At 63.9% G+C, this 21,193-nt stretch carries 23 protein-coding genes; 7 read left to right on the forward strand and 16 right to left on the reverse strand.

The genetic code is table 11. From position 1 onward, the window contains the following. Window positions 1-33 precede the first annotated feature (33 nt). From IHE39_RS08765 to IHE39_RS30905, 4 genes are all read right to left on the reverse strand, one after another. Window positions 34-1,269, reverse strand: coding sequence for a glycosyltransferase (locus IHE39_RS08765; RefSeq protein ID WP_184768353.1), 1,236 nt, complete (start codon window positions 1,267-1,269; stop codon window positions 34-36). Window positions 1,270-1,341: 72 nt separating this feature from the next. After that, a complete protein-coding gene (locus tag IHE39_RS08770; protein WP_192566211.1) occupies window positions 1,342-1,818 on the reverse strand; it encodes a GNAT family N-acetyltransferase in 477 nt (158 codons plus the stop codon). 4 nt (window positions 1,819-1,822) lie between these two features. Next, window positions 1,823-2,857 carry an aspartate-semialdehyde dehydrogenase gene (locus tag IHE39_RS08775; RefSeq protein ID WP_184768351.1) on the reverse strand — a complete coding sequence of 345 codons (1,035 nt, stop codon included), beginning with the start codon at window positions 2,855-2,857 and terminating at the stop codon, window positions 1,823-1,825. Window positions 2,858-2,967: 110 nt separating this feature from the next. Beyond that, on the reverse strand, window positions 2,968-3,102 hold the full coding sequence (locus IHE39_RS30905; RefSeq protein WP_280959920.1) for a hypothetical protein: 135 nt from the start codon (window positions 3,100-3,102) through the stop codon (window positions 2,968-2,970). A gap of 148 nt (window positions 3,103-3,250) precedes the next feature. On the opposite strand from IHE39_RS30905, the gene IHE39_RS08780 reads away from it, so the two are divergent. Beyond that, entirely contained in the window at window positions 3,251-3,637 is a 387-nt protein-coding gene (locus tag IHE39_RS08780; RefSeq protein WP_192566212.1) for a DUF6152 family protein, read from the forward strand. A 14-nt stretch (window positions 3,638-3,651) separates the two neighbouring features. Beyond that, a complete protein-coding gene (locus IHE39_RS08785; RefSeq protein WP_192566213.1) occupies window positions 3,652-4,107 on the forward strand; it encodes a hypothetical protein in 456 nt (151 codons plus the stop codon). A gap of 19 nt (window positions 4,108-4,126) precedes the next feature. Here the strand turns inward: IHE39_RS08785 and IHE39_RS08790 are convergent, their stop codons facing one another. Beyond that, the gene (locus tag IHE39_RS08790; RefSeq protein ID WP_192566214.1) at window positions 4,127-6,028 is read right to left on the reverse strand and encodes an ABC transporter ATP-binding protein/permease; all 1,902 of its coding nucleotides are present in this window, start codon (window positions 6,026-6,028) and stop codon (window positions 4,127-4,129) included. A 304-nt stretch (window positions 6,029-6,332) separates the two neighbouring features. Here IHE39_RS08790 and IHE39_RS08795 point away from each other — a divergent pair, with 304 nt between their 5' ends. Then, on the forward strand, window positions 6,333-7,070 hold the full coding sequence (locus IHE39_RS08795) for a DUF805 domain-containing protein (RefSeq protein WP_184768347.1): 738 nt from the start codon (window positions 6,333-6,335) through the stop codon (window positions 7,068-7,070). A gap of 65 nt (window positions 7,071-7,135) precedes the next feature. Here the strand turns inward: IHE39_RS08795 and leuB are convergent, their stop codons facing one another. The 6 genes from leuB to IHE39_RS08825 all read right to left on the reverse strand — a co-directional run bounded on the left by leuB (window position 7,136) and on the right by IHE39_RS08825 (window position 12,203). Beyond that, on the reverse strand, window positions 7,136-8,239 hold the full coding sequence (gene leuB, locus IHE39_RS08800) for a 3-isopropylmalate dehydrogenase (protein ID WP_192566215.1): 1,104 nt from the start codon (window positions 8,237-8,239) through the stop codon (window positions 7,136-7,138). A gap of 104 nt (window positions 8,240-8,343) precedes the next feature. Then, on the reverse strand, window positions 8,344-9,147 hold the full coding sequence (locus IHE39_RS08805) for an endonuclease/exonuclease/phosphatase family protein (RefSeq protein WP_192566216.1): 804 nt from the start codon (window positions 9,145-9,147) through the stop codon (window positions 8,344-8,346). A 14-nt stretch (window positions 9,148-9,161) separates the two neighbouring features. Continuing rightward, the gene (locus tag IHE39_RS08810) at window positions 9,162-9,542 is read right to left on the reverse strand and encodes a RidA family protein (protein WP_184768344.1); all 381 of its coding nucleotides are present in this window, start codon (window positions 9,540-9,542) and stop codon (window positions 9,162-9,164) included. Between the two features lie 11 nt (window positions 9,543-9,553). Further along, window positions 9,554-10,387 (reverse strand): Ivy family c-type lysozyme inhibitor, encoded by an 834-nt coding sequence (locus IHE39_RS08815; RefSeq protein ID WP_192566217.1) that lies wholly within the window; start codon window positions 10,385-10,387, stop codon window positions 9,554-9,556. Between the two features lie 193 nt (window positions 10,388-10,580). Further along, entirely contained in the window at window positions 10,581-11,186 is a 606-nt protein-coding gene (gene leuD / locus IHE39_RS08820; RefSeq protein WP_192566218.1) for a 3-isopropylmalate dehydratase small subunit, read from the reverse strand. A 96-nt stretch (window positions 11,187-11,282) separates the two neighbouring features. Next, the gene (locus tag IHE39_RS08825) at window positions 11,283-12,203 is read right to left on the reverse strand and encodes an ABC transporter substrate-binding protein (protein WP_343070073.1); all 921 of its coding nucleotides are present in this window, start codon (window positions 12,201-12,203) and stop codon (window positions 11,283-11,285) included. A 116-nt stretch (window positions 12,204-12,319) separates the two neighbouring features. On the opposite strand from IHE39_RS08825, the gene IHE39_RS08830 reads away from it, so the two are divergent. From IHE39_RS08830 to IHE39_RS08845, 4 genes are all read left to right on the forward strand, one after another. Then, on the forward strand, window positions 12,320-13,309 hold the full coding sequence (locus IHE39_RS08830; RefSeq protein WP_312880736.1) for a FecCD family ABC transporter permease: 990 nt from the start codon (window positions 12,320-12,322) through the stop codon (window positions 13,307-13,309). After that, window positions 13,306-14,358: a FecCD family ABC transporter permease gene (locus IHE39_RS08835; RefSeq protein WP_192566219.1), complete on the forward strand. Its 1,053-nt coding sequence runs from the start codon at window positions 13,306-13,308 to the stop codon at window positions 14,356-14,358. The genes IHE39_RS08830 and IHE39_RS08835 overlap by 4 nt, the downstream gene beginning before the upstream one ends. Then, window positions 14,351-15,166: an ABC transporter ATP-binding protein gene (locus tag IHE39_RS08840; RefSeq protein WP_192566220.1), complete on the forward strand. Its 816-nt coding sequence runs from the start codon at window positions 14,351-14,353 to the stop codon at window positions 15,164-15,166. The genes IHE39_RS08835 and IHE39_RS08840 overlap by 8 nt, the downstream gene beginning before the upstream one ends. Before the next feature lie 177 nt (window positions 15,167-15,343). Then, on the forward strand, window positions 15,344-16,891 hold the full coding sequence (locus tag IHE39_RS08845; RefSeq protein ID WP_192566221.1) for a phospholipase D family protein: 1,548 nt from the start codon (window positions 15,344-15,346) through the stop codon (window positions 16,889-16,891). A gap of 215 nt (window positions 16,892-17,106) precedes the next feature. Here IHE39_RS08845 and IHE39_RS08850 read toward each other — a convergent pair whose 3' ends face one another. From IHE39_RS08850 to IHE39_RS08870, 5 genes are all read right to left on the reverse strand, one after another. Then, window positions 17,107-17,463, reverse strand: coding sequence for a potassium channel family protein (locus IHE39_RS08850; protein WP_207904364.1), 357 nt, complete (start codon window positions 17,461-17,463; stop codon window positions 17,107-17,109). A gap of 65 nt (window positions 17,464-17,528) precedes the next feature. Then, on the reverse strand, window positions 17,529-18,659 hold the full coding sequence (locus tag IHE39_RS08855) for an aminotransferase class V-fold PLP-dependent enzyme (protein ID WP_192566222.1): 1,131 nt from the start codon (window positions 18,657-18,659) through the stop codon (window positions 17,529-17,531). Between the two features lie 30 nt (window positions 18,660-18,689). Beyond that, window positions 18,690-19,367 carry an amino acid ABC transporter permease gene (locus IHE39_RS08860; protein WP_192566223.1) on the reverse strand — a complete coding sequence of 226 codons (678 nt, stop codon included), beginning with the start codon at window positions 19,365-19,367 and terminating at the stop codon, window positions 18,690-18,692. 79 nt (window positions 19,368-19,446) lie between these two features. Further along, entirely contained in the window at window positions 19,447-20,241 is a 795-nt protein-coding gene (locus IHE39_RS08865; RefSeq protein WP_192566224.1) for an ABC transporter substrate-binding protein, read from the reverse strand. Between the two features lie 466 nt (window positions 20,242-20,707). Continuing rightward, window positions 20,708-21,148: a glyoxalase superfamily protein gene (locus IHE39_RS08870; protein ID WP_184768334.1), complete on the reverse strand. Its 441-nt coding sequence runs from the start codon at window positions 21,146-21,148 to the stop codon at window positions 20,708-20,710. Window positions 21,149-21,193 lie beyond the last annotated feature (45 nt).

The raw sequence follows: 21,193 nt of genomic DNA on the forward strand, positions 1-21,193 counted from the left end.
GCGTGGTGGAGAGGCGCGCCTGTGTCAGGCCGGTCAGTTCTCGTAGGTTCGTCCTGTCAGCTTGTCGAGCAGCCGGCGAAGGAGGCCGCCCCGCCTCAGCCGGCGCACCTCTTCGGAAAGCTCGGCTGTCCTGCTCGCCAGTTCACCCATCTGGAACTGCAGTTCCTCGCTCGGGCCAAGACCCTCGCGCAATCTGAGAAAGCTGCGGTCATAGATCCGCTTCTGCTGCAGGAATCGCTCGATGATCGCGGCCATCGCCCGTTCGTCCTCGTTGGCCTCGCGCCTCGGCCATGATCTTTCCGCAAGCACGTCGCGATAGACCGCTTCCAGTTGCTCTGCGCCTTTGTCGCTGGCGAAGTCGCGCCGCACGCGTTCGGTGACCGCCATGGCATCTTCCGCGCTGTAGCGTGCAATTTCGCGATCGAGTAGGTCGGGCGATGCCGCGTCGGACAGCGCGCCATAGGCGAAGTTGACCGCCGCAAAATCGGCAAACCTGTCCATCGTCACGAGGCCGCCGGCGCCGAAACGGTCGACATTGATCACGGCGCAGCCCCGCGCAATGGCTTCGAGCGCCATGCGGCCGCTGGCGAATGCGAGGTCCGTCCCGTCCAGCCGGTTGACGACGTCGTACGCCGCCTTGCCGATCAGTTCGCCGCGAAAGCCAATGCCATGGCGCTTGCAGGCTTCAGCGATCATGCCGGTGAAGGGAATGGTTCCCGGATGGGCAAAGATCGCCGCGGTTGACAGCCTGTCCGGAGCCAGGGCGGCTGGTCCAATACGCTGGAGGTCGATCGTGTTTGGCCAGAACTTTACCTTCGATGCTTCGATCCCGCATTCATCCACGAGCCTGCCGCGCAATGCGGCCCGCACATGGAGATAGCGGCTGATCCTGGGATGAATGGGGGGCGCATCCAATTCGCTGCTGAAGTCGTGACAGACGAAGATGGCGGGTGTTCCGGGAAAGCGTGCAAGCGCGGCAATGGTGGGGCCGGTGTGGTGGCCGTGAATGATATCGGGGGCTTCGAGTGATGACAGCGACGTTGCCACCGGTGAACCCGTAGCGCGAATTTCGCCAATTGCAGGACCGACGATCGGGGCAAAAGCGGTTACCGAATGGCCACGCCTGCGCAGCGCCAGCACCATGTCGCGCACCAGCGTTTCGGTGCCGCTGCGGCCGGTAAGAGCGGCATTCGTCATCAGGACCCGCAGCGGCCGGTTGCCGTCGGCCTGACGGGTGCTGTCGCTGGCGTCGAGGCTATCGCGCGCCATCGTCCTGCCTCCGGTAGCTCGGCCCACCGCCTCCGGTGCGAAGGGCCCAGTCTATCGAAGCAATGTCCGGAATCAACCTTGGAGGGAGTTGGCCTCTGCCGCCGGCATGTTGTGGCGGACATAAAGCATATCAGGCAAGCCCTCTTCATTTGCCGAGCCCTCGCCGAAGGCTTCGGCAACGAAGCCTTCTCGTTCGTAGAAACGACGCGCGCCTTTGTTGGCTTGGAAGCAGAAAAGTTTCACGTGAGTCATTCCAACCGTCACGTGACGCAAAAGCCTGTTGCCGATGCCGCGACCGTTCCAGGCTGGATCGAGATAGAGCTGTTCGATCCACTCATTCCTGACGGCGACGAAGCCGACGATCTTTCCTTCGACCGTTGCAACGGTGACGTGCTGCTTGGCCAACAGGACGTGCCGGACGAAGCGCAGGTCCTCGTCAGGCGTGTGCATCTGCGGCATCCAGTCGAAGGCGGCGAGCGCCGCCCTCAGGATGCGAGCGATGTCGGCTGCGTCGCTGGCCTTCGCCGGACGCAGCACGACATCGGGCATGTCGTCAGGCAGCCTTCTTCTTCGGCGAGATCAGGCCGCGCTCGACCAGAAGCTCGGCGATCTGGACGGCGTTGAGGGCCGCACCCTTGCGCAGGTTGTCGGAGACAATCCACATCGACAGACCGTTGTCGATGGTCTGGTCTTCGCGGATGCGCGAGATGTAGGTGGCGTCTTCGCCGGCCGAGTCGAGAGGGGTGGCGTAGCCGCCGTCCTCGCGCTTGTCGATGACCAGGCAGCCCGGCGCCTCGCGCAGGATGTCGCGCGCCTCATCGGCGGTGATCGGCTTGTCGAACTCGATGTTGACGGCTTCCGAATGGCCGATGAACACCGGCACGCGCACGCAGGTGGCGGTCAGCTTGATCTTGGGATCGAGCATCTTCTTGGTCTCGGCGACCATCTTCCACTCTTCCTTGGTCGAGCCGTCATCCATGAAGACGTCGATGTGGGGAATGACGTTGAAGGCGATGCGCTTGGTGAACTTCTTGGCTTCGACCGGGTCGGCAACGAAGACGGCGCGGGTCTGGGTGAACAGCTCGTCCATGCCTTCCTTGCCGGCGCCCGAAACGGACTGGTAGGTCGAAACGACGATGCGCTTGATGGTGGCCGCGTCATGCAGCGGCTTGAGCGCCACGACCAGCTGGGCGGTCGAGCAGTTCGGGTTGGCGATGATGTTCTTCTTGGTGAAGCCGGCAATCGCGTCAGGGTTCACTTCCGGAACGATGAGCGGCACGTCCTGGTCATAGCGGAAGGCCGACGAGTTATCGATGACGACGCAGCCCTGCTTGCCGATCTTGGGCGACCATTCCTTGGAGATGTTGCCGCCGGCCGACATGATGCAGATGTCGGTGTCGGAGAAGTCGTAGGTGTCGAGAACCTTGACCTTCAGCGTCTTGTCGCCGAACGACACTTCGGTGCCGAGCGAGCGGCGCGACGCAAGGGCGACGATCTCATCGACCGGAAAGCCGCGTTCCTCGAGGATGTTGAGCATTTCCCGGCCGACATTGCCCGTGGCGCCGACGACTGCAACCTTGAAACCCATATCGAAAATCTCCTGTCCCTCTCCGCTCGCTTTTTGGAGAAAACCCGCTGGCCGTTGCGGGCTTCATCCCCCGGGCCGGACCCGGGAGAGGGTGAGCAGGCCAAGGGAGATCACACCGTTTTGGTGGTGGTGGTTTTGGCCATGGTTTTGGTCGAAAGCAGGGACGCGGTTCCGCGCCCGGCACGATGGTTGGCATCGTGGCCGGGGAAGTCGAATGCGAAAAGCGCCATCAAGAGGCCGCGCATCGGAGGGATCCCTGTTCGCCGCCGCTTTTATCCGGTTTGCATGGAGAGTCAATCGGGAACGAAGCAGAGCGCCTGGCTCCGGCTGATGTGATTTGACCTTTGTCGCGGGCAACCTAGGCTTCGCCGCGGATCGATGACGGAGGAACCCATGGAAATCCTGTCAAAACGCTTCCACCTTGCTGGCGCACTTGCCGCATTGGCCATGTTCACCCTGCCGGCGCTCGCCCATCACGGCTGGTCCTGGACCCAAGACGGCTTTTTCGAACTCACGGGCACCATCGCCGACATCTATATCGGCAATCCCCATGCGACACTCGACGTCGATGTCGAAGGCGACATCTGGCGGGTGGAACTGGCGCCGCCGGCCCGGACCATCGCCGCCGGCTTCACCGATGAGGTGGCCAAAAAAGGCGACGAGGTCGTGGCGATCGGCAACCGCTCGCGCGACGATACCGAAAGGCGCATGAAGGCCGTCCGGATCACCGTCAACGGCAAGACCTATGACGTCTATTCGGACCGCGTGCCGCCGAGCTGAGTGGGCGCGCGCTGATGGAGCCTTTCCAGGTAATCGAGCAGCTGACCTTCGTCAGACTGCTCAAGGCTTCCTTCGTCGCCTATCCGGTCGTCAACGCCGTGCATATCGCCGCTATAGGCGCGCTGCTGACGTCGGTCACGCTGCTCGACCTGCGCATTCTCGGCGCTCTTCGCACGCTGCCCGAACGCCCGTTCATGGTGCTGATGCGAAAGGTCGCCCTGCTCGCCTTTGGGGCGGCTGCCCTGAGCGGGCTTCTGTTGTTTTCCGTTCGGGCGTCGCATTACGCGCAGCTGCCGGTCTTCCTGGCCAAGATGGCGCTGATCGCTTTGGCTGGAACCAATTTTGTTGTCTTTGCCGCTGTCGAAAGCGGTAAGCAGGGACATGGCCTCGCGTTGCGCTTTCTAGCGCTGCTGTCGATCGTGCTCTGGTGTGCGACCCTGTTGTGCGGCCGCTTCATCGGCTTTCTGTGAGCGCGCTTGCGGTGCCGACCTACTTTTCCTTCAGCCGGACGCGCGGGAAGCGCAGTGGCGGCCATTCTTCTGTCGGCTGGGGCTGGGCGAGAAGCGTGGTGAGTTCGGCCGGCAGGCTGGCCAGCGCCTTCTTCGAGCCGATACCGTCTGATATGCTGAGGATGCTGTCGTAGAACTCGGCGCCGAGTGCCGATTTCGGCGGCACTGCCTCATGCATGACGCTGATCACCGTCACGCCGGGGCAATTGTCCTTGATCACCTGGTGGAAAGCGATCTTGGCCTCGAGATCGAGTGCCGCGGTCGCTTCGTCGAGGAACAGCAGACCGGGCTGCAAAAGCAGGATACGGGCGGCGACCAGCTTCTGCTTCTGGCCACCCGACAGAAGCTGGTCCCAGCTCTTGCCCTGGCGGGTTTCGTCGTCGAGATGCTCGATAAAGTCGCCAAGGCCGGCTTTGTGCATGGCGACCGCGACCTTCGCCTCGGAATGGTTGCCGGGATGGTCGGGCAGGCAGACCAACTGCTTGAGTGAGACCTGCGGTAGCTTGACGTCCTGGGTGGCGTAGAACGACCTGATGCCTTCGGGAAAGACAATGGCGCCACGGCCGTATGGCCACAGCCCGTTGATCGCCTTGACCAGCGAGGTCTTGCCGCATCCGGACTGGCCCGACACGAACGTCCATTCGCCACGGCGGAAGCGCAAATTGGCAACCGTCAGGAATGGGCTGGCCTCGCGGCCCTGATGCATCAATTCGAGATTGCGGACTGTCAGGCCGAACAGGGCGTTCTGGCTGCCATAGCTGAATTCCGACTGGCCGGTGGCGGCATAGAATGCCGGCGGCTTCTGGACATTTTCGATTGCCTTGGCGAGATCGGTGACGCGTTCGCTGTTGGCCCTGAGCGTGGCGATCGCCGGCATCACCTGGATGAACCACGAGCATTGGCTGATCAGAGAATTCACCAGTTCGGCGCCGGTGATGTAGCCCTTCAGATTGATGTTGCCGTGCATGTAGGGAACGAGTCCCGGCCCGTAAGCGACGATGCGCGCGGCGATGAAGCCGTAGATCGATTCAAACGACATGTAGCCGGCATTGACGACGTTGAGGCGCGACCAGGTCTTGTCGATGTCGAGATAGAGCCGGTCATGCATCGAGCGCTGCACGCTCTCGCCATGGGATGCCGCGACGTGGAAGCTGCGGCGCAGCAGCACCGTCAGTTCGCCGCGGTAGCTGCCTTCGGCCTGCTGCATGCGGATGCTGAGGCGCTCCATCACGCCGCCCAGTTTCATGGCGATGTAGGTATTGAGCGGCACATAGGCGGCAACGGCGGCAAAGGCCAGGATGACGCTGCCATAAGGGCCGAGGACTTCCAGCCCCGGCACCACGGTCGAGGTTTCGAGCAGCTTCTGGCCGACGAAGAACAAAGATGTGGTGACGCCCATCACACCCATGGCGAGCCCGATGGCGCCGCCGGTCATGCCCTTGATCGAATCCTGGACGCGCTGGTCGATATTGTCGGGCGCCATCCCCGGACCGTCTCCGGAGCCGCCATGGTGCTGGACGTGGAAATGGGTGTGATTGGGGTCGAGCAAGGCGGCGCTGAAGCGATTGTTCAGCCAGCCGCGCCACTTGCGATGCAAGGTGGTGGAAAAGAGGTGCCGGATGCCGATGAAGCCTGCATCCTTGATCACGACCAGAACAAGCAAGGTACCAGCACTGGTCAGCAGCGACGCCAGCGGCGCCATGTTGGCCGGATCGTGGAAAAAGGCGATCGAATTGACCAGTTCGCCTGATGCTTCGGCCATCCACACGCTGGCCTTGCTGGAAAGTGCGGTAAGGAGGGCGATCACCAGCGTCAGCCCCCAGGCTTCCTTCCAGCGATCCGAGAGCCAGTAGGCCCGCATCAGGCCCCAGAAGCTACGCATCGCCGAAACCGGCGTCAGGGGAGGCGGCCTAGCGGCGCCGCGACGCCATCTGTTCAGCGATGGATATCGAGGTCTGTCGACCCGAATCACAGTTTCTTACCCCATGCCCTTTGCCTATCGAAGGGTAACATGAGTTGAGCATTTCACAGTCAACATATGGTTACCGGCTAATCAATGCGCCGCGAGCGTTGCGTGAGGGCAACGCTCGCCAGCCGGCTCCAATGCCCCGCTTAGGCGGCAACTGGAGCTTGCGGCGCAAGGGAAGTTGGAACACTGTCTGCCTCGCGATTCACGGGGACGACAGATGCGCGGGGAAGTGCTCCACTACGACCAGACCCAGGGTTTTGGCTTCATTGCCGGGGCCGATGGCAACCGCTACACCTTCGCCCGCGAGGATCTGAGGGGCTCCACGGTTCCGGGCAAGGGCACTCAGATCGAGTTCCAGCCGAGCGGCAGTCAGGCGCGCGATGTGTTTGCGATCCACGCGCTGGTCGGCGTGCAGCAGGTGGCTGCGAAGCCCGCGCCGTCCGTGCCGCAATTCGGCCGCCGGGGCTCCGACCAGCAAACGCCTTCCTTCAACGGGATGGCCGCGGAAGCGGGGCCGACCTCGACCGGGCTGTGGTCATATTTCTGGCGCGCCATCACCACGAACTATGCGAGCTTCCGGGCTCGCGCCCGGCGCAAGGAATATTGGGGCTATTATCTGTTCTGGGCGATCTCGGCTGTCGCGCTGGCGGCTGTCGGTTTCGGTATCGACGGCGCGCTTGGCAGGCTCGATGCCGGCATGGAGGAGCCGATCGCCGGCTTTGCGCTGCCCGGCCTGTTCTTGCTGGCAACGCTGTTGCCCAGCATCGCCGTCACCATCCGCCGCATTCACGATCTCGGCCTGTCGGGATGGTTCTATCTGTTGATCCTGCTGCCCTATGTCGGCGGCCTGATCATTTTCGTCTTCACCCTGATCCCGTCGCAGAAGCACGAGAACAAGTGGGGGCCGGTACCGGTGGGGGTGAGGGTTCCTCCGCCTTACGTGCCTGCCGCTTAGAAATTCCACAAACACAAAAGAAAACGGCGCCGCTTGGGCGCCGTTTTCGCTTCATCGACCTGCTATCAGGCGAAGAACTTCGCGATGATCGCGTCGCCCATTGCGGTGGTGCCGACTTCGGTCTTGCCTTCAGACATGATGTCCTTGGTGCGCAGGCCGTCGTCGAGCACTGCGGCAATCGCCGCTTCGAGGCGGTCGGCCTCGGCCACCATGTTGAACGAATAACGCAGGCACATGGCGAACGACGCGATCATGGCGATCGGATTGGCGATGCCTTGGCCTGCGATATCAGGCGCCGAACCATGCACGGGCTCGTAGAGCGCCTTGCGCTTGCCGGTCACGCCATCCGGCGCACCGAGCGAGGCCGAAGGCAGCATGCCGAGCGAGCCGGTCAGCATCGCGGCGACGTCCGACAGCATGTCGCCGAAAAGATTGTCGGTGACGATGACGTCGAACTGCTTGGGCCAGCGCACCAGCTGCATGCCGCCGGCGTCGGCGAGCATGTGGTCGAGCTTGACGTCGGCGTATTTGGCCTTGTGGGTGGCGGTCACCACCTCGTTCCACAACACGCCCGACTTCATGACGTTGCGCTTTTCCATCGACGTCACGCGGTTCTGGCGCGTGCGCGCCAGCTCGAAGGCGACGCCCGAAATGCGTTCGATCTCGAAGGTGTCGTAGACCTGGGTGTCGATGCCGCGCTTCTGGCCGTTGCCGAGGTCGATGATCTGCTTGGGCTCGCCGAAATAGACGCCGCCGGTCAGTTCGCGCACGATCAGGATGTCGAGGCCTTCGACAACTTCCTGTCGCAGCGAGGATGACGAGGCGAGCGCGGGGTAGCAGATCGCCGGACGCAGGTTGGCAAACAGCTCCATGTCCTTGCGCAGGCGCAACAGGCCGGCTTCGGGGCGCACTTCATAAGGCACCGCATCCCACTTCGGGCCGCCGACGGCGCCGAACAGGACGGCGTCCGCCGCCATTGCCTTGGCCATGTCCGCATCGGAGATCGCCTGGCCGTGGGCGTCATAGGCCGAGCCGCCGACGCGGCCTTCCTCGGTGGCGAAGCCGGTGCCGAGTTTCTCGTTCATTGCGGTAATCAGCTTGCGGACCTCGGCCATGGCCTCGGGGCCGATGCCGTCGCCGGGCAGGAGAAGAAGATTGCGCGTCGCCATGGAAAGCCTTTCCGAAAGATGCGTGAACCGCGGTCTTGCTAACCTCGGCGGGACGTCGGTGCAAGCGAGAAAGGCGCGGATTTCTTGAATTGTCGGGTGTGCGACTACCCGATCTCCAGCAGCAGGGCGCGGTGGTCGGAGACCTCGGGCGCGGCCACGACCTCGAAGCGACGCACGCCTACATTATCGCTGACCAGCATGTAGTCGGCGAAGCGGGGCGTCTTGCTGTAGTACGAGGTGCGCGTGTCGATGAAGCCGCGCGTCGTCACCAGCTCGGTCAACCCGATGTCGCGCAGCGCCGCAAGCATCCTGCTTTCGGGCAACACGTTGAAATCGCCGCATACCACCAGCCCGTCGTGCTGGTGCCGTACCCTGTCGATCAGTTCGATCAGCCTTGTGGTCTGGGTGTTGCGGGCGGGCGTGTCACCCTTGCCGTCGAGTTCGCGCAGGCCATGGAGATGGACGATCAATGTCGTCCGCCGCGTCGCATAGTCGTGCAGCCTGACGGCGTGGGCGTTGCGTGAGCGCGGGTGTTCACCAAAGCCATCGGCCGAAAAGGCGCCGTGGATGAAGTCCTGAACCTGCCCGATGACAGGTAGGGAGCGCCTGACGAAAGTGGCCAGTCCCCACTCCGACTGAAACGCGCTGTCGCCGTGATGGAGCGGCCCTCGCGCGGCGGGACAGAAGAAGGCCTGATGGCCGGGCAGGACCCCGGCCACCTCGGCAAACAGGTTCGCCCGCTGTGGCAGCTCCGCGCCGCCGTCGCGATAGATCAACCATGGCGACGCCGCGTCGGGTGTGTTGGTCACCTCCTGCAGGCAGAACACATCGGGGTCGGCGCCCTTGATGTAGGAAACCAGCTCCTCGCCGAGCCTGCCGCCCCAGCCATTCAGCGAAAGGATGCGCAAACGGTCCCCCTATGTCACGCGCGCTTCAGCGCGGTGACCTCGATCTCGATCTTCATCTCGGGCTTGTTGAGCTGGCAGACGATCATCGTCGCCGCCGGGCGGATGTCGCCGAAGGTCTCGCCGAGGATCGGGAACACCAGATCCACATAGGCCTGGTCGGTGATGTAGTAGTGCGCGCGCACCACGTCGGCCATTTCGAAGCCGCCGTCGGCAAGCGCCTTGGCGATGGTCGCCAGGCAATTGCGGGTCTGCGCCTCGACGCTCTCGGGCATGGTCATGGTGGCGTAGTCGTAGCCGGTTGTGCCTGAGACGAAGCACCAGTCGCCCTGCACCACGGCGCGCGAGTAGCCGGCGGTCTTTTCGAAGGGCGAACCTGTAGAAATCAGCTTGCGCATGTCGGATTTCCTCACTGTTGCGGCGCGAACGCCTTGGTCATCGCGTCCTTCACCTCCACCGGCCACTCGGCCAGCGCCGGCCAGGTCCGGGGTTCAGACGTTTCGCCCTGCCTGGCAAAGTAGAGCTTCTTGCCCTTGGCATCGATGCCAATGAAGGAATCGTTGATGCCGCAGGCATGGGGTACGCAGCCCGTAGCGACGACAATTCCTGAAGCGGTCTTCTCCGGCCCGCCCGATACCGAAAGGCCGAGCGCAACGGCCTCCATCTGGTCGCCCAGCATGGCGCTTGCCGCTTCGTAGAGCTCGGCGTTGTCAAAGAAGTCGACGGGGTAGACGACCGTTTGAGCCTTGAGGTCGGCCCATGTCGTACCGGGTTGCGGCGTGAAAGCCAGTTCACCAGCCACGGTCAGACCGTCGTCCAGCGACCATTTGCGGACCGGGGACTTGGTGCCGGGAAGCAGGTAGGGCACGAAGTAGAGCGTGTCGCTGGTTGCGGCGGCGGGCGGTGTACCGCATTCACCGTCGCCGACCACCGTAGACTGGATGCCGGCGTCAGTTTTCCACGCCAACACCGTCGCCGGGCCGCATGCATTGCCACCGTCGCCGAGGGCAAAGATCGCCACCTTGGTGTTGCTCACCTCGACCGTGCGGTCGTGGAAGGCGACATAGTTCCTGGCAATCTCCTTGCCCTCGTAGGCGACGACCTTCTCGCCTTCGGCGTTCTCGACGATGGTGAAGTTGCCGCCCTCGAACGGGATCGTCTGCGGCTTGCTGTCCTGCGCCAGCGCCGAAGTCGAGATGGTCAACGCCAGCGCGAATGTAGCGAGGAGGGCGTGCGATTTCATGGTCTGCTCCTGGAGATCGGCCTGCGATGTCGCGGAGCGGCTGGCCCTGGCCTGCGCGCGCTCCGAATCCCGAGGCGCGACCATGCCATGGCACAGCTGGCCTGTCAGCCGGAGCCGATTGTTCCAGCAAAAAGCCCCGCCGCGAACGTGTCGGGCGGGGCTTTTCAGAATGTCGACTGGCCGAATATCGAGATCAGGCCCAGGGGCGGTTCTCGGCAGCCTTCTTCTCGTAGCTGTCGATCGACTTCGCCTTCTCCATGGTCAGGCCGATGTCGTCGAGGCCGTTGAGCAGGCAATGGCGGCGGAAATCGTCGAGGTCGAAGGCGACAACACCGCCGTCGGGGCCGCGGATTTCCTTGGCTTCGAGATCGACCGAAACGGTGGCGTTGGCGCCGCGCGAAGCGTCGTCCATCAGCTTGTCGAGGTCTTCCTGGCTGACGGTGATCGGCAGGATGCCGTTCTTGAAGCAGTTGTTGTAGAAAATGTCGGCGAACGACGTCGAGATGACGCAGCGGATGCCGAAGTCGAGCAGCGCCCACGGCGCATGCTCACGCGACGAACCGCAGCCGAAATTGTCACCGGCAACGAGGATCTGCGCCTTGCGATAGGCCGGCTTGTTGAGCACGAATTCGGGGTTTTCCGAACCATCCTCATGGTAGCGCATTTCGGCGAAAAGCCCGGTGCCAAGGCCAGTGCGCTTGATCGTCTTGAGATAATCCTTGGGGATGATCATGTCGGTGTCGACATTGACGATCGGCAGGGGGGCAGCGACGCCCGTGAGCTTGGTGAATTTTTCCATGGCTTTTGCCCGTCTGGCTGTTGCGGGGATTTTGGCTTGCCCCGCTTTACACAAGCTTGGCCGGGAATCAAAGCGTTTCGACGCTGGGGAAGCCGGCTACTTCGCCGACGTCACGCCATAGACGCGGGCGATGTCGTCGAGCAGCAGGTTGGCAGCGATCGCGCCGCCCGCCGTATTCCACACCGCATCGTCCACGGCGACGGCCTTGCCGGCCTTCACCACCGGCAGGCTCTGCCACAGCGGTTCGGACAGCCATTCTTCCGACTGCTTGCTCGCCTTGCCGTTGCCGGTCTCGTAGACGAAGTAGAACAGGTGATCGCCGTCGAATTCGGGGATACGTTCTTTGGTGACGTCGTCGGCGAAGCCTGGCTTGTCCTGGATGGCGGGGCGCTGGATGCCGATCTGGCTGAAGATCATGCCGGGGAAGGTATCCTTGTAGTAGATGCGGGTCAGGCCCGGCATGAAGCGGATCAACGACACCTTCTCGGCCTTCCTGTCGCCGAGCGTCTCGCCAAGCTTGGTCGCCTTGTCGTCGAACGCCTTGAGTCGTGCCTCGCCTTCGGCCTTCTTGCCGAGCGCATCGGCATAGAGCGCGAAGTTCACCTTCCAGTCGCCGCGCAGGCGTTCCGACATGACCGTCGGGGCGATCGCCGAGAGCTGGTCGTAGATCTTTTCCTGGCGCGTCTTGTTGCCGAGGATCAGGTCCGGCTGCAGGCCGGCGATCAGCTCGAGATTGACTGCCGATTCTTCGCCGACAACCTCGACGCCGTCCATCTTGTCGGCGATGTGTTTGTACCAGGGCGAGCCGGTCCAGGAGCGCACGGCGCCGACAGGCTTGAAGCCCAGCGACAGCATGGCTTCGGTGCCTTCATTGGTCAGCACCACGATGCGCTGCGGATTTTCGGGCACGTCGGTCACGCCCATGGCGTGTTTCACTTCGTGGGCGAAGGCTGAACTGGCGGCAAAGGCGGCCATTGCGAGGCCGAGTGCGGCTTTGGCGAAGAGCTTCATGTTCATGGCTCCAAACTTGACGGGGACAAGAAGGTTTGGCAAAGGGTCAGAACAAACCCTGACTGTCAAGATCATATTAAGGCTGCCGCGTGCCCCTCGCTTCGTCGAACACGAGCATCCGAGTGCATCAGCGCATCGGTCGGCGCGCGCTGTTCTCAGGGCTGGCGGTGCTGTTGCTCATCCTGATGTATCTCAGCCTGGCGATTGGCTATCGCCTCTATTCGCCCGGCGAGATCTGGCGGGCGGTGACCGCCTTCGACGGCAGCGAAGCGCATGTCGTGATCCGTGACCTCCGTCTGCCGCGGGCGCTGATGGCGCCGCTCGTTGGCGCAGCACTCGGCATAGCTGGCGTGCTGGTCCAGACGCTCGCGCGCAACCGCATCGCCTCGCCCGACACGCTCGGCCTCAATGCCGGTGCTGCCTTCGCCGTGGTCATGGCGAGCGGGCTGTTCGGTGTTGCATCCTTGCCCGGGCTGTCGGTGGCGGCGGCTGCGGGTGCGCTGGCCACCAGCATGCTCGTCTTTGGCCTCGCTGCCGCTGCCGGCGGCATCTCGCCGCTCAGGATCGTGCTTGTCGGTGTCACCTTCGCTGGCCTGTTCGACAGCTTCGTCAATGTCGTGCTGACGGTCAACGAGACGATGCTCGACCAGTTGCTGTTCTGGCTCGCCGGTTCCTTCGCCGACCGCAAGCTCAACCTGGCGCTCAATGGCCTGCCCTTCGTGCTGGTCGGCAGCGGCATCGCCTTCTACCTCGCCCGCTCGCTCGACATCCTGCAGACCGACGATGCCACGGCGCGCGGGCTCGGCGTGCCGCTTGGCGTCGTGCGTGGGCTGAGCTTCGTTTCGGTGGCACTGCTCAGCGGCGCTTCGGTGGCGATGGCCGGGCCGGTGCTGTTTGTCGGCCTCGTCGTGCCGCATGCGGCGCGCGCCCTTGTCGGCCTCGAACATCGATTGCAGATCGTCGCCGCAGCCCTTGTCGGTGCCGTCTACACGACGCTGGCCGACATCCTCGCCCGCTTTGTCATCTTCCCACGCGAAGCGCCGGTCGGCGCCGTCACGGCGATCGTCGGCGGCTGCCTGCTTCTCGTCCTGCTCAGGAGGCGCGCGGCATGAGTTTTCTGACTCCACGCCTGTCGCCGGCCTTGGCCCGTATCAACCGCCGCGCCTGGGTTGCCGTCGGCATCATCGCGACTGTCGCCGTGGTGCTTGCGCTGTGCGGGGTCGGTTTCGGCTCGACCTGGATCGAGCCGCGACGCGTCGTCGAAATCCTGATGGGCGAGGGTGCACGCGGCGAGCGCGTCGTGGTGCTGCAGTTGCGGGCGCCGCGGGTTGCCATCGCTGCCCTTGCCGGCGGCGCCATGGCCGTTGCCGGCTACCTTTTGCAGAAGGTGACTCGCAATGAACTGGCCTCGCCCGGTGTGCTCGGCGTCATCGGCGGCGCCGGCCTGGGCGTCGTCATCTTCCTGGCGCTGCTGTCCGACGAGAGCAATTCGCTCGTCACCTCCATCGTCTGGCAGCCGATGGCGGCGATGATCGGCGCAAGCCTGGCCATCGCGGCGGTGTTCCTGCTTTCGGGCCAACAGGCCTCGTCGGCGGTTCGGCTTTTGCTGTTCGGCATCGCCGTGGGCGCGGTCTGCAAGGCGGCGACCCTGATCCTGATGATCGTCGGCCCGATCTACCGCACCACCCAGGCCAGCCGCTGGCTTGCCGGTGCGGTCAACGAGATCAACTGGGGCGAGGTCCAGGTCGTCGCCATCGGCCTCGCCATCGCCATGGTCGGCGTCGTCGCGGTGGCGCGTCGCCTGCCGCCGACCGATCTCGACGAGGTCTCGGCGCGTGGCCTCGGCCTCAACCTGCCGGTGTTCCGCATCTTGGTGTTTGCACTCGCCTCGGCGCTGACGGCACTTGCCGTCGCCTTCGCCGGCGGTGTCGGTTTCATCGGCCTGATGGCGCCGCATCTGGCGCGGCTGATCGTCGGCCGCCCGGTGCTCGCCGGCATCGCCGCCAGCTTCCTTTTGGGCGCCATCATGCTGATCGGCGCCGATCTCATCGTGCGCGTGCTTTTTGCGCCGACCGAAGTGCCTGCCGGCACCGTCACTGCGGTCATCGGCACGCCCTATTTCCTCTACCTCGTGCTGCGCAGAGGGAGCACCAATGGATAAAGCCATCAGCGTCAAGGCACTGACCATCGCCTATGGCGCGGCGACCGCGATCAGTGCCGTCGATCTCGACATCGCCAAGGGCAAGGTCACGGTGCTTGCCGGTCCCAATGGTTGCGGCAAGTCGACTTTGCTGCGCGCCATACGCCGACTGCACCAGCCGAAATCGGGTGAAATCCGGCTCGGCGACATGCCGATCTCGGGTCTCAAGGAAAAGGAGCTGGCACGCCACATCGGCCTTTTGGCGCAGAGCCCGTCGGCGCCCGACGACATGAGCGTCGAGGAGTTGGTCCGGCTCGGCCGCTATCCGCACCAGACCATGCTGCAGCCATGGAGTGCTGCCGACGCCGACGCCATCCAGGCGGCGATGTTCGGCACCGGCGTTTCCCATCTGAGCGAGCGCAGGCTCGGCTCGCTGTCGGGCGGCCAGTTGCAGCGCGTCTGGATCGCCATGGTGCTGGCGCAAGAGACCGACATCATCTGCCTCGACGAGCCGGTCAACCATCTCGACATGGCCCACCAGATCGACTGCCTCGACCTCGTCACCCGACTCAATCGCGAGCATGGCCGCACCGTGGTGCTGGTGCTGCACGACCTCAACCTCGCGGCGCGTTATGCCGACCGGCTGGTGTTCATGAAGGACGGCAGCATGGTAGCCGATGGCGCCCCTGTCGAGCTGATGCGGGAAGAGCTGATCGAGGACGTCTTCGGCATCAGCTGTCGGGTCATCGAGGATCCGGTGCACCAGCGGCCGCTGTGCATTCCGATCCGCAATTCGTCGCCGCGCTTCGGAGCGGCTCCGCAAAGCTGAGTCCGATCTCTGCTTCGGCAGGTAACAAACGCCACCCTGCCGCGAACCCCGTTCTGGGGCTTGCCGCGCTACGCATTTGCAACCGCGACTTGTCACCGGGGGCATCCTCGCGCTTTAACAGGTGGTGGGGGCTGAAGACCGACGCGCAATTCACACGATCAGGCGAGGACGGGCCGAATGAGATTGATCAAGGCAGTGCTTGCCCTGCTGCTGGTTGCAGCCGCCGCCGTCGTAGTCGCCCGCTTGCTGTTTCCGCTGCCGTCGATCAAGGATCGGCCTGCCGAAACCGCCCTGGCTGGTGTCACCGACAGCGCCCTTGCCAGGATGGTCGCGCAAGGCAGCGCCGAAAATCCCGGCAAGAGCGGCGTCCTGCCGATCGCCGCGGGCCATGACGCGATTGCCAGCCGGCTGTTCCTCGCCGGCATCGCCCAGCGCTCGATCGACGTGCAGTACTACATCTGGCACGATGACACCTCCGGCCGCCTGCTGCTGCGGGCGCTCTACGAGGCATCGAAGCGCGGCGTCCGCGTCAGGCTTCTGCTCGACGACAATGGCATTCCTGGGCTCGACCCGACGGTGGCCGCGCTCGACGCGCAGCCCAATTTCGACATCCGCCTGTTCAATCCCTCGATGATCCGGTCGCCCAAGCTGCTCGGCTACTCCTTCGACTTCTTCCGCATGAACCGGCGCATGCACAACAAGTCGTTCATCGTCGACGGTGTCGCTGCCATCGTTGGCGGGCGCAACATCGGCGACGAATATTTCAAGGTCGGCGACGGCACGTTCTATCTCGATCTCGACGTGCTTGGTGCCGGTGCTGTGGTCGAAGACACATCGAAGGCCTTCGATCTCTACTGGAACAGCGGCTCTGTTTTCGCCTCCGACCAGATCGTCGATCCGTCCGCCGGCACGCTGGCTGCGTTCCTTGAAGGAACGGACGAAGCGTCGAAGCGTCCCGCCGCCGCCGACTTCGTCAGGCCTGACGCGCCGGCCTACAACAAGCTGCGCGGCGGCGGGCTCAATCTCGAATGGGTCGACGTCAAGCTGGTGGTCGACGACCCGATCAAGGGCGAAGGCAAGGCCAGCAAGGACCAGTTGATGATCAGCCGGCTGGCCGAGGTGGTCGGGCCGGTGCGGCAGGGTCTCGACCTCGTCTCGGCCTACTTCGTGCCGGGCAAGGCTGGCGTCGACTACTTCTCCGGGCTGGTGAAGGGTGGAGCCAAGGTGCGGATCCTGACCAACGCGCTTGAAACCACCGATGTCGCGATGGTCCATGCCGGCTACTCGAAATACCGCCGGGAGATGCTGGAAGACGGCATCGAGCTGTTCGAACTGAGGCCTGTCGGTGAAGCGGCCAAGGGTGAGCGCGAGCTTTCGCTGACCGGCTCCTCGGGCGCCAGCCTGCATGCCAAGACATTCGCAGCCGATGGCGACCGGGTCTTCATCGGCTCGTTCAATTTTGATCCGCGCTCGGCGCTGCTCAATTGCGAGATGGGTTTCCTTATCGGCAGCCCGTCCATCGCAAAGGCGATGGCGCAGGGCTTCGACACCAAGGTCGCCGCTGGCTCCTATCGGGTCTCGCTGCGGCCTGATGGCGGCATGCAGTGGGCGGAGGACGAACCCGGCAAGCCTGTCGTCACCTTCGACGACGAACCGAACGCCTCGGCGGTCAAGCGGCTGATGGTGACGGTGTTCGGCTGGCTGCCCATCGAATGGCTGCTCTAGACCCGAGAAAAGCCCGTGACGGAGAGGGGCCGGGAATGAGCATCGGCAGGTGATCAGGCTGGTACTGCACAGCATGGCGGTGCCGGTGCCGATCGCGGCGGCGTGGCTGCCACTGCAGCAGGTCTCGGCCGGCCAATCCCGGCGGTGCTGATCATGCTGTTCATTGTCGACCCGGCGACAAGCTGGCACCGAAGCCGGTGGCTCACTGTCGCGCTCTAATCGTTTTCGTCGTCGGTGACGCGAAAGATGATCTGCTTGGCGACGGACGAGCACAGCACGACGAATAGCCCGATGCCGACCAAAGCGAAGAAGATGGTGAAGAGCTTGCCGAGCGCCGTGTGCGGCGCAAGATCGCCATAACCGACGGTGGCGAGGGTCATGACCGAGAAGTAGATTGCGTCCAGATAGCTCCAGCCTTCAATCCAGACGTAGAAGACGGACGCCACCGCGACAAGCGTCGAGGTAACGACCAGCAAGGTTCGGACCTGTGGATCGGCGAACGCATCGCGCATGCCACGTGCAAGCGAGGTCAGATGCCATCTTGCATGGTGCTTCTTGGGGTGCCGGTCCATGGCTTGCCTCCGCCCAGACGGGCATCAAAGCAAGCCGGTCGGCTCCCGTCCAGTGCGGCAGCTGGCTACAGCAGCGCGCCGAGCCCGGCGAACAGCCGGTCGATGCCCGCCGCCGTCGTGATCGTGCCCGGTGAAAGGCGCAAGATGCGGCCACGGCAATCCGTGAAAACACCACGCTGGCGCAGGCCGTTGACGACCGTCGCCGTGTCGGTCTCAGCGGGAAGGCGCAACATGATGCTGCCGCCGCGCCGGCTGTCGTCGCGCGGGCTGGCAAGCGTCAGGCCCATCTCGTCGGCCCGCGCGATGATCGCAGCACCGAGCTTACGATTATGCGCGAGCAGTGCTGTCTTGTCCTGCGCTGCGTGCCATTCCAGCGCTGGCACCGAGCCGATGCAGGCCAGCGCCGACGGCGTGCCGTGGTCGAAGCGGCGGGCATCTGGCGCATAAGCGAAGGCGTCGAGGCCCCAGGAGAAGATGTTGTCCTGGCTGAACCAGCCGCGCAGTTCCGGCCGGCATTGGCTCAGCAGCGGCTCGGCGACATGGATGACGCCGGCGCCCGGCGTGCCGCACAGCCATTTCAGCGTCGTCGACACGGTGAAATCGACGGCCGGCGTGTCGACCTTGTAGGGGATCAGCCCCACGCCCTGGGTGATGTCGACGCCGATGAGGCTACCCATCTTGCGGCCATGGGCCACCAGCCGATCGAGGTCGCAGCGATGCGAGGCGGTCGACGTCACCTGGGTCAAAAGCGCCAGGCCGACTTCCTCGCCCCATCGGGCAATGACATCGTCGTCGTGGACCCAAGCTTCGCCGTCGCGCAACGGCACCGTGTCGAGCGTAAAGCCGAAGCGCGGCGCAAGACCGGCGAGCAGGAAGTGCAGGCTTGGGAAACAGTCGGCCGTCACCAGCACGCGGCGCCCGGCGAGATGGTGGCCAGGCAGCGCACCGATCAGACTGTAGAGGGCGGTGGTGACGTTTTCGGCCGAGGTCAGCGAGCCCTTGGGCGCGCCGATCAGCTCGCTCCACAGCTCGATGAAACGCTGGCGCCTGCTGAGTGTCCGCATCCACTGGCCGTCGTCGAAGGCGCCCCAGCTCGCGGCGAAATCGGCAAGCCCGGCCGCCATGGCTTCGGCCTTGCCGGGATACATGCCGATCGAGTGGTAGAGGAAATAGGCGGAGCCGTCTGGCGTGTTCATCGTTGAGAATTCCGTATGGCTGTCAGGGGCTCAGCGTGCCGTCATCTGGCGCTTGCCGCGTTCTTCGAGAAAGCTCACCAGTCTAACCAATGGCAATAGGAAGATGAGATACATGGCGGCGGCGCCGATCAGCGGCGTCGGGTTGGCCATCAGCGCCTGCGCATCGGTCGCCTGCTTCAGCAGGTCGGGCATGGCGACGACCGAGGCGAGCGCTGTGTCCTTGAAGATCGAGACGCAGTTGCTGGTCAGCGGCGGGATGATGACGCGCAGCGCCTGCGGCAGGATTACCGTACGCATCGTCGTCCAGAACCCTATGCCCAGCGCCGAAGCCGCCTCGAACTGGCCCTTGGGCACGTTTTCGATGCCGGCGCGGCAGACCTCGGCGGTGAAGGCCGAAAGCACCAGCGACAGCGCCAGCGTTGCTGCGGTGAAGGACGAAAAGCGGATGCCGACAAAGGGCAGCGCGTAATAGATCAGGATCAGCAAAACCAGGATCGGCATTGCCCGGAGGAAATCGACATAGGCAATGGCGAACAGCCGCACCGGCTTCGGCCCGTAGAGCCGCATCAGGCAGACAAGCAGCCCGGCTGCGCCGCCGAAGATGATGCTGGCGACGCCGAGCAGGATGGTATTGCCGACACCACGCATGAGCATCGGAAAACTGCGGACCAGTATGTCCCAGTTGAAGAAGGTGGTGATCAGGTCCATGGCGGGGTCCGGGAGCAGGACGCCGCGGCCTCGGATGGCCGCAGCGTCATTTCAACGGTTTGCGGGTGGAGCCGTTGGCTCACTCGGCTTTCGGCAGCGGCATTGCGGTGGTCGTGCTGGTGCCCGCGTCCGGATCGACGCCGAACCACTTCTTGTGGATCGCGGCCATCGTCCCGTCAGCCTTCATCGCCGACACAGCGTCGTTGGCGGCAACGATGGCAGGGTGATCCTTGCGCGCCATCATGGCGAAACGCTCGCCGGTCGGAATGCGCACCAGCACCTTGAAGCCCGGCGTCTTGGTCATGGCATACTGGAAGCCAGCAAGTTCGCCGGCGCCGCCGTCGACACGCTCAGCCTGGATGTCGAGCAGCAGGTCCTGCTGGGCGTTGTAGCTGCGCACTTCGGCCAAGCCGAGTTTTTCGGTGTTTTCCTTGGCCCAGGCTTCGCCTGTCGTGCCGGCGACGACGCCGATGACCTTGCCCTTGAGCCCGTCGAGCCCTGATATCGTCGACGCTTCGCGTCCGATGACCGTACCGTCGCCGTCATAATAAGGCTGGGTGAACGACTGGTTCTGCAGGCGCTCGTTGTTGACCGAGATCGACGAGATGGCGAAGTCGATGCGGCCCGAGCTCGAGGCGGCGAACAAGGCCTGGAAACCCATGTCCTGGAATTCGACGGGCCGGCCAAGGCGCTTGGCGACCTCGGTCGCGACGTCGATTTCAAAGCCTTCGAAGCTGCCGCTCTCGGTCTTGAACTCCCATGGCGGATTGGCCGGATAGGCGCCGACGACGAGCTTTTCCTGGGCGCCGGCCGGTGCCGACAGTGCAAGCGTGAAGGCCAGGGCGATGCCGGCCGCTAGTTTAGAGAATGCCAATTTTCTTCCTCCCTTTGATCTGTTTGACGATGACAGGCGATGTAGTGGCCAGTCATGGCAGCTGTTTCAAGCATGTAAGTATGCATAGGCATATGGAGGTGGAGATCCAGGCCGTCGCCGGCACAACCGCGATCCCTGCGGCTCACCGACATGGCTTCCAGGTGGCCTGCGCCTTGTCTTGTATGCGTGTGATGGTTTTTGGCGCGTGCTCGACGCGAACCATCACTGCTCATGCGCAAGCGCATAACATTCGAACTTACCCCCCGTACCTCCTCCATCCTCCTCGGCTAGATATTTGCATATGCATTTAAATTCGTCCAGATGGTTGTTGGTATGGCGCCTTGGGGAGGTGACGTGCGCCTGGCGCTGCCGCGGCGCGATGGACGCCGCCACTCAGCCCAAACGAAAACGGCCGCGGATCGCTTTGACGATCCACGGCCGCTTGATGCGGAGAGGGTGCTAGGCGTCAGGCGCGGTTGAGCGCCATCACCCCTGTCTCGGTGCCGGTCAGCCGGCGCGAGCGGCCATCGGCGCCGACGACCATCTGGATGCGGCGTCGCTCCGCCGAAAACAGCTTCGAGGTCGACACATCCACCGGCGGGTTGAAGGCGACGGTGACGCGCCAGAGATCCGGCTTGATCGTCTCTTCGAGGCCGATGACGCGACCCTTGGCCGGATTGCCGTTGAAGGTGCCCGACACCGTCTCGCCGACGGCGAAGGGTACACCACCGGCGGCCTGTTCGGGCTTGGTGTCGTTGGGACGTGCGGCCAGCGTGTTCCAGTCGCGCACACCTTCCTGGCGGGCGACGAGTTCAAGCGCCTTGGCGTGGCTGATGGCGATGCCATCGGCAGCGAGCGCGTCGCGCAGCCTGCGGGCATTGGTTTTGTAGTCTTGACCTGTGGTCATGGTTTCGCTCCTTCGCGATGCGCGAACGGCGTGGTGAAAGTCGGG

The organism is Aminobacter carboxidus, from assembly GCF_014863355.1.
GTDB classification, from domain to species: Bacteria; Pseudomonadota; Alphaproteobacteria; order Rhizobiales; family Rhizobiaceae; genus Aminobacter; species Aminobacter carboxidus.

Bases quoted from the DNA above. Each gene is read 5' to 3' on its own strand.
- IHE39_RS08765 (WP_184768353.1), bottom strand. From the start codon at position 1,269: ATGGCGCGCGATAGCCTCGACGCCAGCGACAGCACCCGTCAGGCCGAC.
- IHE39_RS08770 (WP_192566211.1), bottom strand. From the start codon at position 1,818: ATGCCCGATGTCGTGCTGCGTCCGGCGAAGGCCAGCGACGCAGCCGAC.
- IHE39_RS08775 (WP_184768351.1), bottom strand. From the start codon at position 2,857: ATGGGTTTCAAGGTTGCAGTCGTCGGCGCCACGGGCAATGTCGGCCGG.
- IHE39_RS30905 (WP_280959920.1), bottom strand. From the start codon at position 3,102: ATGCGCGGCCTCTTGATGGCGCTTTTCGCATTCGACTTCCCCGGCCAC.
- IHE39_RS08780 (WP_192566212.1), top strand. From the start codon at position 3,251: ATGGAAATCCTGTCAAAACGCTTCCACCTTGCTGGCGCACTTGCCGCA.
- IHE39_RS08785 (WP_192566213.1), top strand. From the start codon at position 3,652: ATGGAGCCTTTCCAGGTAATCGAGCAGCTGACCTTCGTCAGACTGCTC.
- IHE39_RS08790 (WP_192566214.1), bottom strand. From the start codon at position 6,028: ATGCGTAGCTTCTGGGGCCTGATGCGGGCCTACTGGCTCTCGGATCGC.
- IHE39_RS08795 (WP_184768347.1), top strand. From the start codon at position 6,333: ATGCGCGGGGAAGTGCTCCACTACGACCAGACCCAGGGTTTTGGCTTC.
- leuB (WP_192566215.1), bottom strand. From the start codon at position 8,239: ATGGCGACGCGCAATCTTCTTCTCCTGCCCGGCGACGGCATCGGCCCC.
- IHE39_RS08810 (WP_184768344.1), bottom strand. From the start codon at position 9,542: ATGCGCAAGCTGATTTCTACAGGTTCGCCCTTCGAAAAGACCGCCGGC.
- IHE39_RS08815 (WP_192566217.1), bottom strand. From the start codon at position 10,387: ATGAAATCGCACGCCCTCCTCGCTACATTCGCGCTGGCGTTGACCATC.
- leuD (WP_192566218.1), bottom strand. From the start codon at position 11,186: ATGGAAAAATTCACCAAGCTCACGGGCGTCGCTGCCCCCCTGCCGATC.
- IHE39_RS08825 (WP_343070073.1), bottom strand. From the start codon at position 12,203: ATGAACATGAAGCTCTTCGCCAAAGCCGCACTCGGCCTCGCAATGGCC.
- IHE39_RS08835 (WP_192566219.1), top strand. From the start codon at position 13,306: ATGAGTTTTCTGACTCCACGCCTGTCGCCGGCCTTGGCCCGTATCAAC.
- IHE39_RS08840 (WP_192566220.1), top strand. From the start codon at position 14,351: ATGGATAAAGCCATCAGCGTCAAGGCACTGACCATCGCCTATGGCGCG.
- IHE39_RS08845 (WP_192566221.1), top strand. From the start codon at position 15,344: ATGAGATTGATCAAGGCAGTGCTTGCCCTGCTGCTGGTTGCAGCCGCC.
- IHE39_RS08850 (WP_207904364.1), bottom strand. From the start codon at position 17,463: ATGGACCGGCACCCCAAGAAGCACCATGCAAGATGGCATCTGACCTCG.
- IHE39_RS08855 (WP_192566222.1), bottom strand. From the start codon at position 18,659: ATGAACACGCCAGACGGCTCCGCCTATTTCCTCTACCACTCGATCGGC.
- IHE39_RS08860 (WP_192566223.1), bottom strand. From the start codon at position 19,367: ATGGACCTGATCACCACCTTCTTCAACTGGGACATACTGGTCCGCAGT.
- IHE39_RS08870 (WP_184768334.1), bottom strand. From the start codon at position 21,148: ATGACCACAGGTCAAGACTACAAAACCAATGCCCGCAGGCTGCGCGAC.